Source organism: Salinibacterium sp. NG253 (assembly GCF_015864945.1).
GTDB lineage: Bacteria > Actinomycetota > Actinomycetes > Actinomycetales > Microbacteriaceae > Rhodoglobus.
Genome location: NZ_JADYWF010000001.1, coordinates 1,278,575 through 1,296,118 on the forward strand (window position 1 = coordinate 1,278,575; position 17,544 = coordinate 1,296,118).

The 17,544-nt window shown below is 59.4% G+C and carries 10 protein-coding genes; 3 read left to right on the forward strand and 7 right to left on the reverse strand.

The features are described from left to right. Positions 1 to 200: 200 nt before the first annotated feature. From I6E52_RS06260 to I6E52_RS06275, 4 genes are all read right to left on the reverse strand, one after another. Positions 201 to 1,442: a type II secretion system F family protein gene (locus I6E52_RS06260; protein WP_197155540.1), complete on the reverse strand. Its 1,242-nt coding sequence runs from the start codon at positions 1,440 to 1,442 to the stop codon at positions 201 to 203. Next, positions 1,442 to 3,472: a type IV pilus twitching motility protein PilT gene (locus I6E52_RS14530; protein WP_304610952.1), complete on the reverse strand. Its 2,031-nt coding sequence runs from the start codon at positions 3,470 to 3,472 to the stop codon at positions 1,442 to 1,444. The genes I6E52_RS06260 and I6E52_RS14530 overlap by 1 nt, the downstream gene beginning before the upstream one ends. 21 nt (positions 3,473 to 3,493) lie before the next feature. Then, complete coding sequence (locus I6E52_RS06270; RefSeq protein ID WP_197123072.1) at positions 3,494 to 5,167, reverse strand: GspE/PulE family protein; 1,674 nt, start codon at positions 5,165 to 5,167, stop codon at positions 3,494 to 3,496. Positions 5,168 to 5,259: 92 nt separating this feature from the next. Beyond that, entirely contained in the window at positions 5,260 to 5,706 is a 447-nt protein-coding gene (locus tag I6E52_RS06275; protein WP_197155542.1) for a hypothetical protein, read from the reverse strand. A 225-nt stretch (positions 5,707 to 5,931) separates the two neighbouring features. On the opposite strand from I6E52_RS06275, the gene I6E52_RS06280 reads away from it, so the two are divergent. Genes I6E52_RS06280 through I6E52_RS06290 form a run of 3 tightly spaced genes read left to right on the forward strand, consistent with a single transcriptional unit; the run spans position 5,932 to position 8,758 of the window. Further along, positions 5,932 to 6,549: a LuxR C-terminal-related transcriptional regulator gene (locus tag I6E52_RS06280; protein WP_307842417.1), complete on the forward strand. Its 618-nt coding sequence runs from the start codon at positions 5,932 to 5,934 to the stop codon at positions 6,547 to 6,549. Between the two features lie 14 nt (positions 6,550 to 6,563). Beyond that, complete coding sequence (locus I6E52_RS06285; protein ID WP_307842418.1) at positions 6,564 to 7,763, forward strand: ATP-binding protein; 1,200 nt, start codon at positions 6,564 to 6,566, stop codon at positions 7,761 to 7,763. Then, the gene (locus I6E52_RS06290; RefSeq protein ID WP_197155548.1) at positions 7,760 to 8,758 is read left to right on the forward strand and encodes a hypothetical protein; all 999 of its coding nucleotides are present in this window, start codon (positions 7,760 to 7,762) and stop codon (positions 8,756 to 8,758) included. The genes I6E52_RS06285 and I6E52_RS06290 overlap by 4 nt, the downstream gene beginning before the upstream one ends. 87 nt (positions 8,759 to 8,845) lie before the next feature. Here I6E52_RS06290 and I6E52_RS06295 read toward each other — a convergent pair whose 3' ends face one another. From I6E52_RS06295 to speB, 3 genes are all read right to left on the reverse strand, one after another. Continuing rightward, positions 8,846 to 12,727, reverse strand: coding sequence for a DNA-directed RNA polymerase subunit beta' (locus I6E52_RS06295; protein ID WP_197155550.1), 3,882 nt, complete (start codon positions 12,725 to 12,727; stop codon positions 8,846 to 8,848). Between the two features lie 44 nt (positions 12,728 to 12,771). Next, positions 12,772 to 16,296, reverse strand: coding sequence for a DNA-directed RNA polymerase subunit beta (gene rpoB / locus I6E52_RS06300; RefSeq protein ID WP_197155552.1), 3,525 nt, complete (start codon positions 16,294 to 16,296; stop codon positions 12,772 to 12,774). A gap of 211 nt (positions 16,297 to 16,507) precedes the next feature. Continuing rightward, positions 16,508 to 17,521, reverse strand: coding sequence for an agmatinase (gene speB, locus I6E52_RS06305; RefSeq protein WP_197155553.1), 1,014 nt, complete (start codon positions 17,519 to 17,521; stop codon positions 16,508 to 16,510). Positions 17,522 to 17,544: the final 23 nt, after the last annotated feature.

Here is a 17,544-nt window from a genome sequence, read left to right on the forward strand (position 1 = left end):
TTTGAGCCCTCTTCGTGGGTAGTGGGAGCCGTGCAGCGCCGCGCAGTCACGCATTCATGGACGACACGACTGCCGGCCTTCACACTCGTGGGGTGGCCCTTTGCACCCCCTTTGCGCCCTCGTTAAAGACCAAACGGGGGCACCGCGACTCGGGTCGCGATACCCCCGCCTGGGGCTGCTAGGTGCCTATTTTCTAGGTACTACTTGATCTGATCGAAAATCGCGAAGATCGGCATGTAGAGCGCGATAACCATGACACCGACGATTGCACCGATGACACCGATCATGAGCGGCTCGATAAGCGCCGTGAGCTGTTCAGTAGTCTTCTGAACCTCATCGTCGTAGAAGTCGGCGATCTTCGAGAGCATGACCTCCATCGAACCGGAGTCCTCACCCACGGCGACCATCTGAGTCACCATCGAGGGGAACACGGTCTCTTTCGCCAAAGGTACCGACACCGACTGTCCTGAGCGGACAGCATCGGCGACGCGACGAAGCGATTCTTCAATGACGTAGTTTCCTGACGTCTCACCGACAATCGACAGCGCCTGAAGAATGGGAACACCCGCGCCGAGCATGGTTCCGAAGTTGCGAGTGAACCGTGAGATCGACACCTTGCGGAAAAGCGGGCCGAACACCGGCATCCGTAGCTTCCACGGGTCAACGAACTTGCGCACACGTTCGGTGTGCTTGTTCTTGCCCCACCACACGCTGAAGACAATGCCTCCAATAAGGAGGATCGGCGCAACGATCACCATCGCATCCGACATCCACACCAGAATCTGGGTAAGAAGCGGAAGCTCACCACCGAGGTCGGCGAACATCTCCTCGAACACCGGAACGATGAAGAGCAGCATGCCGACGACAGCGGCAATCGCCATGATGAGCACGACAACTGGATAGGTCAGCGCCGACTTGATTGTTCCCCGGAGCTTGACCTCGCCCTCGAAGTTGTTAGCGATCGATTCGAGCGCGTTATCGAGGAACCCGCCGGTTTCACCCGCGCGAACGAGGTGGATCATGATCGGCGGGAAGACAGTGCCATGCTTCGCGAATGCGTCTGAGAGCGTGCCACCGGTTTCAACGTCCTGGCGAATCTCTGCCAAGGCTTTCGCTAGCGTCGGGTTCTCCGTTTGCTCCGACAGGATGACCAAGGCGCGGATCAAAGAAAGACCCGAGGAGATCATCGTCGACATCTGACGGCTCATCACCGCGAGGTCATCAAGTCCAACACCCTTTTGCAGGAAGGAGATGTTGATCTCCTTGTTCAGCCCAGTGCCGGAACCAGCCTCCGTTACCGAAATAGGGCTAATTTCCATCGAGCGTAGCCGCGTGAGGACTGCATTCTCACTCGACGCGTCTATGCGACCTTTGACAATCTTTCCCGAATGATCACGGGCCTTGTATTCGTAGGACTTAGTGGTTGATGTTGTCGCGGCCATTATCTCGGTACTCCCGTTGAGTTGTCGCTCATCAAGCGATGCATGCCCTCAGGGTCATGCGACTTCGCCAGCGCGGCTTCTTCGGTAATCGCTCCCGATTTGGCGAGGCCAGCAAGGTGCTGGTCCATCGTGTGCATTCCTCCACCGCGACCGGCTTGCATCGCTGAAGGAATCTGGTAGATCTTGCCCTCACGAATGAGGTTTCCGATAGCCGGAGTCATGGTGAGAACTTCGGTGGCCGCTACACGGCCCTTTCCGCTGGCGCGACGCACCAGTGTCTGACAGACGATGCCTTGAAGCACAGCCGCGAGCTGGGTACGAACCTGGCCCTGCTGGTGGGGCGGGAACACGTCGATGATGCGGTCAACGGTTTGAGCGGCATCCTGCGTGTGCAGGGTTGCGAACACAAGGTGACCGGTTTCCGCTGCAGTAAGCGCGATAGAGATCGTCTCGAGGTCTCGAAGCTCACCAATCAGGATGACATCGGGGTCTTGACGCAGAACGTGCTTCAGCGCTGCGGTAAACGAGTGAGTATCGCGGCCAACTTCACGCTGGTTAACGAGTGACTTCTGGTTGCCGTGCAAGAACTCAATCGGGTCTTCGACCGTCACAATGTGGTCGGCACGCGTGCGGTTGACGAGGTCGATCAGTGCGGCGAGCGTTGTCGACTTTCCCGAACCGGTCGGCCCGGTTACGAGAACGAGTCCACGCGGAAGGCCAGCGAACTTTCCGACCGATTCCTGAATTCCGAGGTCTTTAAGCTGCTTGATCTCGGTCGGAATGATTCGGAAGGCAGCGCCAAGGTTTCCACGATCCATGTAGAAGTTCACACGGAAACGAGCCGCTTCAGAGAGTTCGAATGCAAAGTCGAGCTCAAGCACTTCAAGAAATTGTTCTTCTTGTTTCTGGTCGAGGATGCTGAACAGTGCGTTTCGGGTACGCTCCTTGTCCCACTCCCCCATTCCCTTCAGCGGCTGCAGCCCACCATCCACGCGGATCATGGGAACAGCGCCCGAGGAAATGTGGAGGTCAGACGCACCGGTGTACACAACCTCTTTGAGCGCATCGAGCAGCTCAGGGTTGGAGCCTTCGCGTGCCGTGAGTTCCATGTCGGGGCGCGCTTCGCGAGCCTCTTCAACGATCTCAGGAACCGAGAGAAGCTGTGACTCCCGCGAAGGCGTTGGCTCGGCAGCACCGAAGCCACTCGTGAAGCTCAAAAGCCCCTCGTCCACTCCGGGCGGCGGGAAGTTCAGCGAGTCGTCAGCCTCGGGCGCGATGTCTGGAAGATCCAGAAGCCCTCCCTCAGCAGCAGCCGACGGTGGCGGGAAGGCCATCGTGGGCGGGTCCATCGGAACCTCGTTCAGCACTTCGGTGGGGCTGTCGCCGGCATCCGACGCATCCTCCGTGAAATATGGAACCTCTGCGGCCGTCGGTGACGGAGCAGGTGCCGCAGGCGGCGCTTCAGCAACAGGTGGAGCTTCCGGCGCTGGCATCGATGCACCAGCGGCCGACGTTGCAGCCGAGGTCTGAGACATCGCGCCGGCGGCGGCCTGGCGGAACAGTTCATCGAGCGAATCGATCGAAGTGACCGGTTCGGTAGCCATGCGGCGTGCGCGACGCCCACCCTCGGCAGCGGCATCCGCTGACGGCGTAGCGGCGGGCTCAGCCGGAGCCTGCGCTGCAGGTGCAGGTGCAGGTGCAGGTGAGGTTGGCGGTGCGGGAGGTGCCGAAGCGGCAGAAGTGTCGGTGCTATTGATCGAGCCAGACGGTGGTGGAATCGTCGGAAGCGGCGATGCCGGCACCGTTGCGGCGGAAGCCGACGGCGCAGCACCCGTTTGTGCCCACTCGGGGAACGCCGACGACGATGCTGCTGACGCCTGCGGGCTGCCAACACCAGGAACGCTCGTTCCCGGCGTGGGCGGTGGAGCATCCGAAGGGACGCTCTGAGCCGACGGCGCGCTCTGCCCCTTCGGTGTGAACAAACTTTCGTCTACCGATTGCGACGGGATGTCGTAAATCCGCTTAGCCATAATTCCCCCAGATACTTCGTCTTATGCGACGACGCGCAAAATCTCTTCGATGGACGTCAAGCCCAGCTGAGCCTTAGCCCAACCGTCCATGCGCAGAGTGCGCATCCCCTGCTCGATCGCGACGCGGCTGATCTCCGCGCTTGACGAACGAGCAACAGCAAGACGTTCGATCTCTTCGGACACTGCCATCACTTCGTGCAGTGCAATTCGACCGCGGTATCCCGTCTTGGAACACACGGTGCACCCGACAGGTGCGTACAGGGTCGGCATCGGACCTTCTGGGTTGAAGCCGACCTTCAAGTTCACGAGATCCTGCGGGTTGTGAGCCGCAGGCTGCTTGCATCGATCGCAGAGGCGTCGCGCAAGTCGCTGAGCGACGACACAGTCGATGGCCGAACCGACCAAGAATGGCTCAATGTCCATCTCGATCAATCGGGTGATAGCGGCAGGTGCGCCGTTGGTGTGCAGAGTGCTCAACACGAGGTGACCGGTGAGAGCGGCTTCGATCGCAATCTGCGCCGTCTCTTGGTCTCGGATCTCACCGATGAGAACGACATCCGGGTCAGAACGCAGAATCGAGCGCAGCGCACTCGCGAACGTGAGCCCCGCCTTCGGGTTGACCTGCACCTGGTTGATGCCCGCCATGCGGTACTCCACCGGGTCTTCAACCGTGATGACGTTGATCTCCGGGCGAGCAACGGCATTAAGGGTGGTGTACAGCGTGGTCGACTTACCGGAACCCGTAGGACCCGTAACGAGGATCATGCCGTACGGCTTCGTGTACGCCTCTTTGAAGATCGCGGCGTTGTGCTCAAGCAAGTACAGCTGGCTTAGATCGAGCGTCGTGTTCGAGTTGTCGAGAATACGCATAACGACTTTTTCGCCGTACACGGTCGGCAGAGTTGCGACACGAAGGTCAATCTTCTTCTGACCATGGATGACCGAAATACGACCATCCTGAGGCTTACGTCGCTCAGCAATGTCCATTTCGGCCATGATCTTCAGGCGCGAGATCACACCGTTCTGGATCTGACGCGGAGCCCGCTGCATTTCGTGCAGAACACCGTCGATACGGTAGCGAACACCGAGGTCATGCTCACCGGGCTCGATGTGAATATCCGAAGCCTTATCCTGGATGCCTTGGCTGATCAGCAAGTTCACGAAGCGAACGATAGGTGCGTCGTCTTCGGTCGGCTCATTGTTGTTCGAGGCAAGCGCGACATCCGTGGAGGTCGCTTCTTGCTCGAGTTCACTGGAAAGGCTCGAGAGTTCACCGTCAGCGCGGTGGAACCGGTCGAGGGCTGCTTGGAGGTCGCTGCGCTCAGCAACGACGGTGCGCACTTGGCGACCGGTGGCTGCACGAATGTCATCGAGGGCGAAGATGTTGCCGGGGTCGACCATGGCGAGCACGAGGTATCCCTCGCTGAACGCGATCGGCAAAACCTCGTGGCGGCGGCAAATCGAGGCCGGTGCAAGCGCAACAGCTTGGTGGTCAACCGCGAAGTCAACGAGCTCAACGAACGGCACTCCAGCCTGCGCAGCACGCGCGGACGCGAGTTGTGCCGGCGAAATTGTTCCGCTGTCGAGTAGATTTCTGACGAGGGCTTCCTCATCAGAGTGCGAAGTTCCTACAGAATCAATGCTCTCAATCGGCATCATTCCGCGAAGAATCAATACTTCAGCAAGTGTTGTCACGCGTGCCTCCCCCCAAGGTCCTAGCGGAGTCCAACGCTAATCGACTCACATCTGCACCACTAGCCCCACTTGTGAGGGGTAGTCAGGACGTTTCAGGAAGCCCATTCGCCGCGAGTCGCAGCATTAAGTGCCAAATTGATGTTTTTTTCGACGTAAACGGCCAATCGCGGCAACGCGCATTCAGTCATGACATCGGCAATATCTTGCGCGTGACGATGAGCACACGCCTGCACAGTGGACCGCGCCGCTGCCACGCACGTCGGACACGGCTTGGTGGAACGCGCATCCGTGCCGGGGCAGTGTCGCTCTTCATGCAACGAGACAGCAAGTTGGAACGTCACAACTTCCAGTGTTTCCACAAACGAGTGGATGAGGTCGTGCGGCCACTGACCGCGGCGATCAACAGCGGCGAATTCAGATTCGCGGCACGTGACACAACCAGCTTCGGTTCCGGGAGCGGGGCTGCGCCATTCGGAGACCATGCGATACCAGCGGTGAAGAGAGCAGTCGATCAGATCGTTAACGGCGTGACGATTCACAAGCCCTCTGCCCCCTAAGTAGTCGTACGAGTTGATCGTGTCACTGGGTGCCCACTTCTAACAGTCGTCATTATCAATGACACCCGTTTGGGGGACAGACAGAAAGTTCCGGTAGATTTGTCTGTGGTAACTGCAATCCTTTGCCAACAACACGCCTACCCCGATCCGAACGAGGCACCATTGACAACGCAGGACCAACCACCACGCTCCTACCGAGTGGCACACGTGGACGACCACGAAACTGTGCAACTCGGCTTCGCGTCGTTGCTCGGCCACTGCCCTGACATCACCCTCCTTGCCTCAGCGTCGAGCGTGAGCGACCTCGAATCCGTGGTGAACCTCCTCGACCTCGTCGTTCTTGACGTGCGCCTCTCGGACGGCAGCACCGTCGAACAGAACGTCGCGTGGCTGCGCGAGCGCGGGCTCAATGTCTTGGTGTTCACCGCGGCAGACAACGCCTCCGAGGTGCGGGCGGCGTCCCGGGCAGGCGTGCTCGGCATTGTGCGCAAATCAGAAGCACGCGACGTCATCGTCGATGCTGTGCGCGAAGCAGCGTTGGGCAATCCTGTGGTCACCACCGACTGGGCTGCCGCGCTCGACTCCGACCCCGAGCTATCGGCAGCCGGATTGAGCCCGAAGGAACAAGAGGTGCTCGCTCACTACGCCTCAGGCGATAAGTCTGTTGCGGTCGCCCACCGCGCTGGACTCTCCACCAGCACCGTTGCCGAGTATGTGCGCCGCATCCGCCACAAATATGCGATGGCCGGGCGCCCCGCCCACACCAAAGTCGACCTCTACAAGCGCGCGGTCGAAGACGGCATCCTCCCTCCTCCCAGTTCATGAGGAAGGGCCGCAGCGTGATCAGCCCCATCAAGACGCCGCCCGGTTCCGAAGGGGCAGAACTCGGGGTTGTCCGGAGCATGACAACCGTGCTGGCGGCGGCAACCCTCTTCTTCTTGGCGCTCACCGCTAGTTCGTTCTTCGATCAGGCGCAGTATTCCTATCCCTATTGGCAACTCGTCGCCGGCATTGCCGTCTTCGGAACTCCCCTAGTGATGGTGGCCGTCGCGCCGTGGAGTTCCTTGCACCAGCTTCGCATTCTCCATGGGGCATATGCCGTCATCTTCACGATCGCGGTGCTGAGTTGGGTGCCCGCTTTCATCAACGGCCCCATGCCCGGTGAGATGGCCCCCTGGACCGTCGGCCTGACTGCGCTCGGCACCGTACCCGCGGCGATAGCCTGGCGTCCGGTCGCAGCGTGGGCCTTTTTGCTCGGTAATTCCTTTGCGATCACGCCCATTCGTATCCTTGCTGATGGTGGCGCCGACGTCTCGCTCGCCGTGCAATTCGCGTTCTTCACCATCACGGTGTGTGCCGCATTCACCGCGGTGGCTACCGTGGCGATGGGCGCTGGACGTGAAGTGGATGCCGCAACGGCCGCCGCTCGCACGTCCACCATGCGTGCCGCAGCCCTCACCGCGCGTGGAGAGGAGCAAGCTCACCTCGACGCGCTCGTGCATGACGAAGTGATCGCCACAATCTTTGCCGCGGCCGGCGCTGGTCGCAGCGATTCCTCCTCCACCCGACTTCAGGCGGCCCGCACCATCGCCCGCCTGAGAGAGCTCAAAGACGCGACCGCAAGTGTCCCCGAGCTCATCCATGTCGACTACCTGATCCAGGGCCTTACGACATCCATCAATGAGACGACGGATGCCGCCACCTTCACTGTCGAGGGCACCCGACGAAAGCCGCTCCCGTCGTCGATCGCAAGTGCGCTCATCGAAGCCACCGTCGAAGCCTTGCGCAATAGCGTGGTGCATGCGGCTGCCACTGTCGAGCCCATCAGCCGCGACGTGCTCTTGCGGCTCGCTACCGACCGGGTAGAAATATCGGTGACTGACAATGGGCAAGGATTCGATCCACAGAGTGTTCCCGCGAACCGGCTTGGCATTGTGGTCAGCATTCTCGGCCGGGTGCAGGCACTTTCCGGCGCCTACGCCACCGTGGAGTCACAACCCGGCAAGGGAACGTGCGTGACTGTGGGGTGGACCGAATGAAACAAGATGCCACTCAATCTCGACGCCTTGAGCTGCCCCAAATAACCGGTCGTGGTGCCCATCTATTGATCTGGATCTACTTCGTCACGATGTCGTCGCTCGCACTGCTCTCACTGGATGACGTGCGATCCCCTGTGCCGGTCTATATCTCCATCGGGCTGTTTGCCACCATCTGGTTCGTCCTCACACGAGACACTCAACCACGGGTGGGCACCGGAGTGAGCGTGTACGTCATCGTCGCCAGCGTTGCCGCTTCCGCCGTCTCCTCCGACAACGCCATCACGGGAGGGTTCTCGCAGTGGTACGTCGGCGCCGGAGCCATCGCAATGTTCTACCTCAGCTTGCGCCGCCGTGACCTTCTCGCATGGATCGGATTCGCCGCAATCGGCACGACCGTCATCATGTGGGGCTTCACAACGGACGACCGGCTCCTCGAAGCAATTGTGCTCGTTGCGCGCCAAGCACCCTTCGTGCTGGTCGGCTCGCTTTTCTCTCTGGGCATGCGCCGCACCAGCCAGCGTTTGGACGGCATCCATGAGGCTGAGACGGCACGCGCCGCCGCAGAAGCTGCGGCGCTCGCTCGCACAGCAGAACGTTCCCGCCGGCTTGTTGCCCTTGACTCAGCCGTGGGGCCCCAGCTGCAACGCATAGCGGATGGAGTTGAGTTGACGACGGCGGAACGCGACGAACTGCTCATTGCTGAAGCTCGCTTACGAGATAGTTTGCGCGCCCGCCAGCTCGACCTGCCCGAGATTGTGGCCGCAGTGCAGCGCACCCGGCGACGAGGAATCTCGGTGGTGCTGCTCGATGACCGCTACCCTCTACCGCTGCCCTACGGCACTCTGCCGATCATCACCGAAGCCGCGGTGCGCATCCTTGACTCCGCCAACACCGGCGCAGTCACGATCCGTTTACTGCCCGCCGGCCGGCCGCTGCTGGCCACACTCGTGGCGGATGACGATGAGTACTCCCGCATCGAAATTCCGTCGCTCTAGCGGCCAACCTCAGTCGCACGACAAAGGGCCCCCGTCGCGATGACGAGGGCCCTTCGTGGTATCACCCGGAGGTGATGCCGAGACTACTTAGTTGTAGGTTCCCGGCGTGGAATCATTCGAGCTGAAGCTGTCGAAGTCGACGAAGCTCAAGTCGCTCTCGGTGAGGCTTGCGTCATCAGCGAAGATGCGGTTGGGGTAACGTTCGGCTTTCGCCTCTTCCGTTGCCTCGACCGATACATCGCGGTAGCGCGGCAATCCCGTACCAGCCGGGATGAGCTTACCGATGATGACGTTCTCCTTGAGTCCCATGAGCGGGTCGGACTTGCCTTCCATGGCCGCCTGCGTAAGAACGCGGGTGGTCTCCTGGAACGACGCAGCCGACAGCCACGACTCGGTTGCCAGCGAAGCCTTGGTGATACCCAAGATCTCCTGACGCGCGGAAGCCGTTGCCTTGCCCTCGGTGAGAACACCGCGGTTGAGCTCGTTGTACTTCGAACGGTCAACAAGCTCACCAGGAAGGAGTCCGGTGTCACCGTGGTCAACGACAGTCACCTTGCGGAGCATCTGACGAACGATGACCTCAATGTGCTTATCGTGAATCGGTACACCCTGCGAGCGGTAAACGCCCTGGACACCATCGACGAGGTGCTGCTGAACGGCACGGACACCGCGGACACGAAGAACTTCCTTCGGGTCAACGTTTCCGACGTGCAGCTGCTTGCCGAGTTCTACGTGCTCGCCATCCTCGATGAGGAGGGTTGCGCGACGCAGAATCGGGTAAGCGATGGGCTCGTCACCATTGTCTGGCGTGAGGATCAGCTTGCGACTGCGGTCGGTGTCTTCGATCGTGACGCGACCAGCGGCTTCTGCGATGGGGCTTGCACCCTTAGGGGTACGAGCTTCGAAGAGTTCCGTAACGCGGGGAAGACCCTGCGTAATGTCGTCTGCCGAAGCAACACCACCGGTGTGGAAGGTACGCATGGTCAGCTGAGTACCGGGCTCACCGATCGACTGTGCGGCGATAATTCCGACAGCCTCACCGATGTCAACGAGGAGTCCCGTTGCGAGCGAGCGGCCGTAGCAGACTGCACACACACCAACAGCGGACTCACACGTGAGTACCGAACGAACCTTGATGCTGTGAACACCAGCAGCAACGAGCTTCTCGAGCAGAACGTCTCCGACGTCTGCACCAGCAGCAGCGACTACATCGCCCTTGTCGTTGGTGGCTTCCGCAGCAAGGCTGCGAGCGTAGACCGAGTTCTCAACGTTGTCGTCGAGGATCCACTTGCCATCAGCGTTCTGCGCTGCGATCGGCATGTCGAGTCCCTTGCGGGTGCCACAGTCGTTTTCACGAATGATGACATCCTGCGACACGTCAACGAGTCGACGCGTGAGGTATCCCGAGTCTGCAGTACGCAGTGCGGTGTCAGCCAGTCCCTTACGAGCACCGTGAGTCGAGATGAAGTACTCGGCTACAGTCAGGCCCTCCTTGTAGGAGTGGACGATCGGGCGAGGAATGATCTCACCCTTCGGGTTCGATACCAGACCACGCATACCGGCGATCTGACGAACCTGCATCCAGTTACCACGAGCACCAGACGACACCATGCGGTTGATGTTGTTGTCGGTGCGGAAGTTGGACTGCATGGCAGTCGCTACTTCTGCGGTTGCCTTGTTCCAGATCTCGATGAGCTCCTGACGACGCTCGGCGTCGGTCGTGAGTCCCTTCTCGTACTGGCCCTGAACCTTGGCTGCGATCTTCTCGTAGCGGCCAATGATCTCCGGCTTGTTCGGCGGGGTCACGATGTCAGACAGCGCAACGGTTACACCGGAGCGAGTAGCCCAGTGGAAACCAGCATCCTTGATCGCGTCGAGGGCGGATGCAACATCCACCTTCACGTACCGCTCAGCGAGGTCGTTGACGATAGCCGAGATCTGGCCCTTGTCAGCGAGTGCCTCAATGTACGGGTAGTCCTTCGGAAGCGCCTCGTTGAAGAGGGCACGACCGAGGGTCGTCTCCATGAGCTTGGACTGACCCTGAACGAAGCCCTCAGGGGCATCTTCTTCAGAGAGGTACACGTTGTCGAGACGCAGACGCACCTTGGCGTTGAGGTCGAGCGAGTGCTGATCGAACGCGAAGATCGCTTCAGCAACCGACGAGAACGCGCGGCCTTCGCCAGCAACGCCTTCCTTGAGCGTGGTCAGGTGGTGCAGACCAATGATCATGTCCTGGGTGGGCAGAGTCACTGGGCGACCGTCAGACGGCTTGAGGATGTTGTTGCTGGCGAGCATCAGGATGCGGGCTTCAGCTTGTGCTTCAACCGACAACGGAAGGTGAACAGCCATCTGGTCACCGTCGAAGTCAGCGTTGAACGCAGCACAGACGAGGGGGTGAAGCTGAATAGCCTTACCCTCAACGAGCTGAGGTTCGAATGCCTGGATGCCCAAACGGTGCAGTGTAGGTGCACGGTTCAGCAGCACGGGGCGCTCGCGGATGATCTCTTCGAGGACGTCCCAGACCTGCGGACGTGCGCGCTCAACCATGCGCTTAGCGCTCTTGATGTTCTGAGCGTGGCTCAGGTCGATCAGGCGCTTGATAACGAACGGCTTGAACAGCTCGAGAGCCATCTGCTTCGGGAGACCACACTGGTGCAGCTTGAGCTGCGGTCCAACGATGATCACCGAACGACCGGAGTAGTCAACGCGCTTTCCGAGCAGGTTCTGGCGGAAACGACCCTGCTTACCCTTGAGCATGTCGCTCAGGGACTTGAGGGCACGGTTACCAGTACCGGTGACGGGGCGACCACGACGACCGTTGTCGAACAGCGCGTCAACGGCTTCCTGAAGCATGCGCTTCTCGTTGTTGACGATGATCTCGGGAGCACCGAGGTCAAGGAGTCGACGCAGACGGTTGTTGCGGTTGATCACACGACGGTAGAGGTCGTTGAGGTCAGAGGTCGCAAAGCGGCCACCATCCAGCTGCACCATCGGGCGCAGCTCCGGAGGAATAACCGGAACAACGTCGAGCACCATCGCGGCCGGCGAGTTGCCGGTCTGAAGGAACGAGTTGACTACACGCAGGCGCTTGATGGCGCGGATCTTCTTCTGACCCTTGCCGTTAGCGATCTGGTCGTGCAGTTCAACGCTCTCGAGAGCAAGGTCGAAGGCCTGAAGGCGCTTCTTGATTGCCTCGGCACCCATGAATGCTTCGAAGTAGCTACCGAAACGGTCCTGCAGTTCCTGGAAGACAGAGTCTTCAGGCTTCAGGTCACCGATCTTGAGGGTGCGGAAGTCTTCCCACACGCGCTCAAGCTGAGCAATCTGCTCATCGATCGACTTGCGCAGCTGAGACATTTCTTTCTCAGCAGCATCCTTGACACGACGCTTCTGGTCGGCCTTCGCACCCTCTTCTTCAAGAGCGGCGAGGTCTTCCTCGAACTTGGTCAAGCGGTCAGCGATGCGGGAATCGCGCTGTCCCTCAAGCGTCTTGATTTCGAGACGGATCTCGTTCTCAAGCGCGGGCAGGTCAGCGTGACGGCCTTCTTCGTCAACCGAAATGATCATGTATGCAGCGAAGTAGATGACCTTTTCGAGGTCCTTCGGTGCCATGTCAAGCAGGTAACCGAGACGGCTCGGAACACCCTTGAAGTACCAGATGTGGGTAACCGGAGCAGCAAGCTCGATGTGACCCATGCGCTCACGGCGCACAGCCGACTTGGTTACTTCAACACCACAGCGCTCACAAACGATGCCCTTAAAGCGGACACGCTTGTACTTGCCACAGGAGCACTCCCAGTCGCGCGAAGGTCCGAAGATCTGTTCGCCGAACAGACCATCTTTCTCCGGCTTGAGTGTGCGGTAGTTAATGGTCTCTGGCTTTTTTACTTCACCGTGCGACCAGCGACGAATGTCGTCGGCGGTAGCGAGACCGATTTTGATTTCATCAAACGCGTGAACGTCGAGCAATTTATCTTCTCTCTTCGAAAGTTCTGCAGTCGTGGTCGGTCGAGTTAAATCTCGTCAACAGACGAGGACTCGAACCGCGCGGAAATGTTGATGCCCAACTCTTCAGCGGCACGGAACGCTTCATCGTCCGTGTCGCGCAGGTTGACCGTTGAACCGTCGGCCGAAAGAACTTCGACGTTGAGGCACAGCGACTGCATTTCCTTGATAAGAACCTTGAAGCTCTCGGGGATACCGGGCTCCTGAATGTTCTCGCCCTTAACGATGGCTTCGTATACCTTGACGCGACCGAGGATGTCATCCGACTTGATCGTCAGAAGCTCCTGCAGAGCGTATGCGGCACCATAGGCCTCGAGCGCCCACACTTCCATCTCACCGAAGCGCTGTCCACCGAACTGAGCCTTACCACCGAGTGGCTGCTGAGTAATCATGGAGTACGGACCGGTTGAACGAGCGTGGATCTTGTCGTCAACGAGGTGGTGCAGCTTGAGGATGTACATGTAACCGACCGAAACGGGAGCCGGGAACGGCTCACCCGAACGACCATCGAACAACGGGGTCTTACCCGTGTGGTCGATGAGACGAACGCCGTCACGAGTAGGAGTCGTTGAGTCAAGAAGACCCGCGATTTCCTCTTCGTAAGCACCGTCGAATACAGGGGTAGCAACCTTGGTTCCTGGTGCGGCGCTGAACGCTTCCTCAGGAAGGTTCTTCGCCCACTCCGGCTTGCCTTCAACTTCCCAACCCTGCTTCGCAACCCAACCGAGGTGAGTTTCGAGAACCTGACCGAAGTTCATTCGACCGGGGATACCGAGCGGGTTCAGGATGATGTCGACCGGGGTTCCATCGGCCAAGAACGGCATGTCTTCGACAGGCAGAATCTTGGAGATAACACCCTTGTTGCCGTGACGACCAGCGAGCTTGTCACCTTCGGTGATCTTGCGCTTCTGGGCAATGTACACAACAACACGCTGGTTGACGCCGGAGCCGAGCTCGTCATCGTTGTCTGCGGAGAATTCCTTGACAGCAATGATGGTGCCCTGCTCACCGTGGGGAACCTTCAATGAGGTGTCGCGAACTTCGCGGCTCTTCTCGTTGAAGATGGCACGGAGCAAGCGCTCTTCAGCAGAAAGCTCAGTCTCACCCTTAGGCGTGACCTTGCCAACGAGGATGTCGCCGGGGCGAACCTCAGCACCGATACGGATGATTCCACGCTCGTCGAGGTCAGCCAAAAGTTCTGGGCTAACGTTCGGCAGATCGCGCGTGATCTCTTCCTTACCGAGCTTGGTGTCGCGAGCATCCACTTCGTATTCTTCGATGTGGATCGACGACAGTACGTCATCCTTGACCAGGTTCTGGCTCAGGATGATCGCGTCCTCGAAGTTGTGACCCTCCCACGGCATGAATGCCACGAGGAGGTTCTTTCCGAGGGCGAGCTCGCCGTTCTCGGTTGCAGGACCATCAGCGATGACCTGGCCAACTTCGACGCGCTCTCCGGCGCTGACGATGACACGGTGGTTGTAGCTCGTGCCCTGGTTAGAGCGGTCGAACTTGCGCAGGAAGTATTCCTGCGTTCCGCCCTCATCGAGCTGAACAACAACGACGTCTGCAGAAACCTCAGAGACAACACCAGCCTTGAGCGTGGTGACAACGTCACCAGAGTCAATTGCGGCGAAGGCTTCCATACCGGTTCCGACAAGCGGGCTCTCGCTGCGCAGCAGCGGGACAGCCTGACGCTGCATGTTGGCACCCATGAGTGCGCGGTTTGCATCGTCGTGCTCGAGGAAGGGGATGATCGAGGTCGCTACCGACACCATCTGGCGCGGCGAGACATCCATGTAGGCAATGTCTTCAACGGGAACGAGGTCAACCTCGCCACCCTTCTTACGTGCAAGCACGCGAGGCTCAGCGAACTTCATGTCCTTCGTGAGCGGTGCGTTTGCCTGCGCGACGATGTAGTCGTCTTCGTCGCTTGCAGTCAGGTAGTCGATGGTCGTCGAAACAACGCCGTCAATGAGGCGACGGTACGGCGTCTCGATGAAACCGAATGCGTTAATACGTGCAAACGATGCGAGCGAACCAATCAGACCAATGTTGGGGCCTTCAGGAGTCTCAATCGGGCACATACGGCCGTAGTGAGAGGGGTGAACGTCTCGAACTTCAACACCAGCGCGCTCACGGCTCAAACCACCTGGGCCCAGCGCCGAAAGGCGACGCTTGTGGGTCAGTCCCGCGAGCGGGTTGTTCTGGTCCATGAACTGTGAAAGCTGCGACGTTCCGAAGAACTCCTTGATCGCGGCGACGACGGGGCGCACGTTGATCAGGGTCTGCGGGGTGATCGCTTCGATGTCCTGTGTGGTCATGCGCTCGCGAACAACACGTTCCATACGGCTGAGGCCGGTACGAACCTGGTTCTGAATGAGCTCACCAACAGCACGGATACGACGGTTGCCGAAGTGGTCGATGTCGTCGATGTCGAGACGAATGTCGACCTTCTTGCCATCGCGAACGCCCTTGACACTGGCTACACCGCTGTCGCTTACCGCAACGTTGGGTGCCGAAGTGTCGTGAAGCGAAACCATGTACTTGATGGTCGCGATGATGTCTTCAACGGTGAGCACCGACTCTTTAATGTCAGTGTCGAGACCGAGCTTGCGGTTGATCTTGTAACGACCAACCTTCGCGAGGTCGTAGCGCTTCGAGTTGAAGTAGAAGTTGTCGAGAAGCGCGCGTGCGGCTTCGGCAGCAACCTGCTCGCCGGGGCGAAGCTTGCGGTAGATGTCCTTGAGCGCCTCTTCCTTGGTAAGGATGTTGTCCTTCTCCAAGGTGGCTTCGATCGACGGGAAGCCCTTGAACTCCTCGAGGATCTCTTCGCTGGACAGGCCGAGGGCCTTCAGGAAGACCGTGACCGACTGCTTGCGCTTGCGGTCGATGCGAACGCCGACCTGGTCGCGCTTGTCGATCTCGAATTCAAGCCAAGCACCACGGCTCGGGATGATGCGAGCCGAGTAGATGTCCTTGTCGGACAGCTTCTCGGGCTGGCGGTCGAAGTACACACCAGGCGAACGGACGAGCTGCGAAACAACTACGCGCTCGGTTCCGTTGATGATGAAAGTACCGCGAGCGGTCATGAGGGGGAAGTCGCCCATGAAAACGGTCTGAGTCTTGATTTCACCGGTGAGGTGATTCATGAACTCAGCGTTCACGTAGAGAGGCGCAGCGAAAGTCTTGCCGCGCTCCTTGCACTCGTCAATCGAGTACTTGGGTTCTTCAAGCTCAGGATCAGTGAACGACAGTTGCATCGTCTCGCCGAGGTCTTCAATCGGTGAAATCTCTTCAAAGATTTCATCGAGACCACTACGAGTCGGCAGATCGGTACGACCAGCGGCAACACCGTCAGTTACACGGTTCTTCCAGATGTCGTTTCCGACGAGCCAATCAAAACTCTCGGTCTGCAAGGCGAGCAGATCGGGAACCGTTAGCGTGTCAGTGATTTTTGCGAAAGAAAGCCGCGAAGCTGAGCGGCCGTTTTTCGGGGACTTATTGGTGGACGCATCGCGCGCAGCAGCCAAGGAACAACCTCCGTGAACCCCGTCGGGTTCGTCTGTCAAGATAATTGACGGTCGGTAATGAAATGCTCACCAGAAACACCCCGCCGCTATACTCGGGGCACCCAGCTGTCCGCAATATGACTGCTTAATTTGTCTGGGAGCGCAAGGATCTACTATAAGCCGCTATGCCGCGCCGTGTCCACCCGATTCTTGACCTAAACCGCAAATTCGACTAGGGGTTTGCTGTGAGTCCGGCCGCACGCTTCTTCGCCGCCATCGCTCCGAAGGCCTCCCAGATGAGCCGATGGGCGTTGTTTACGGTGATGTCGGCGTGATCGTAGGCCGGCGCGACCTCCATGACATCGAAACCAACGACATCCGTTTCGAGCACAATCTGGCGGATGATGCGCAGCAAATCAATGGGCGCGAAGCCACCAGGCTCTGGCGTTCCTGTTGCCGGCGCGAAGCCAGGATCGAGCACATCGATATCAATCGAGATGTAAACCTTGGATGCTCGAGCCTTCGCCGCCGCGATGATCTCGGGAATCATCTCCTTGACGCCGCGCTCCCAAAATTCTTGCATCATGAAGTGCTTGAGACCGTTGTCGCGCATCCACTTCTGATCTTCTTCTCCCGGCCAGTAGCCGCGCAGGCCGACCTGCAAGAAGTTGGGGCCAGGGATGGCGCCCGATTCGATGAGACGGCGCATCGGGGTTCCGTGGCTGGCGAGGTTGCCCTCGAGGATGTTCGCGGTGTCGGCGTGAGCATCGAAATGAATCATGACCACATTGCCAAAACCGTGGTGCTCGGCAACCGCAGTGGCTGCTGGCCACGTGATGGAGTGATCTCCGCCGATGATGAACGGGATGATGCCACGACTGGCAACTTGAGAGACGCGATCGAAGATGGCCGCCTTCGATAGCTCCCACATTCCGTGACTCGTAATGGCATCCCCGTAATCGACAACGTCGAGGTGGTCGAAGATCTCGACGCCAAGATCGAGGTGATAGGTGCCGGGGTCGTAGGCGCTGGCGCGCAAAGCGCGAGGCCCGAAGCGGGCACCGGGACGGTTGGTGGTGCTGTCATCCCAAGGTGCACCGACGACCGCGACATCCGGCTTCCAGGAATCAAGCTGCTCCGGCTCGCTCAGCATCGGCCGCATGCCGAAGGTTGCCGGCCCCACATAGGACTGCGCGTTCAATTGCGCTTGCAGGTGGGGAGGAAGTTCGCGGTTCGCATCAGCCATGCTTCACCGTACCGCGCACTGCC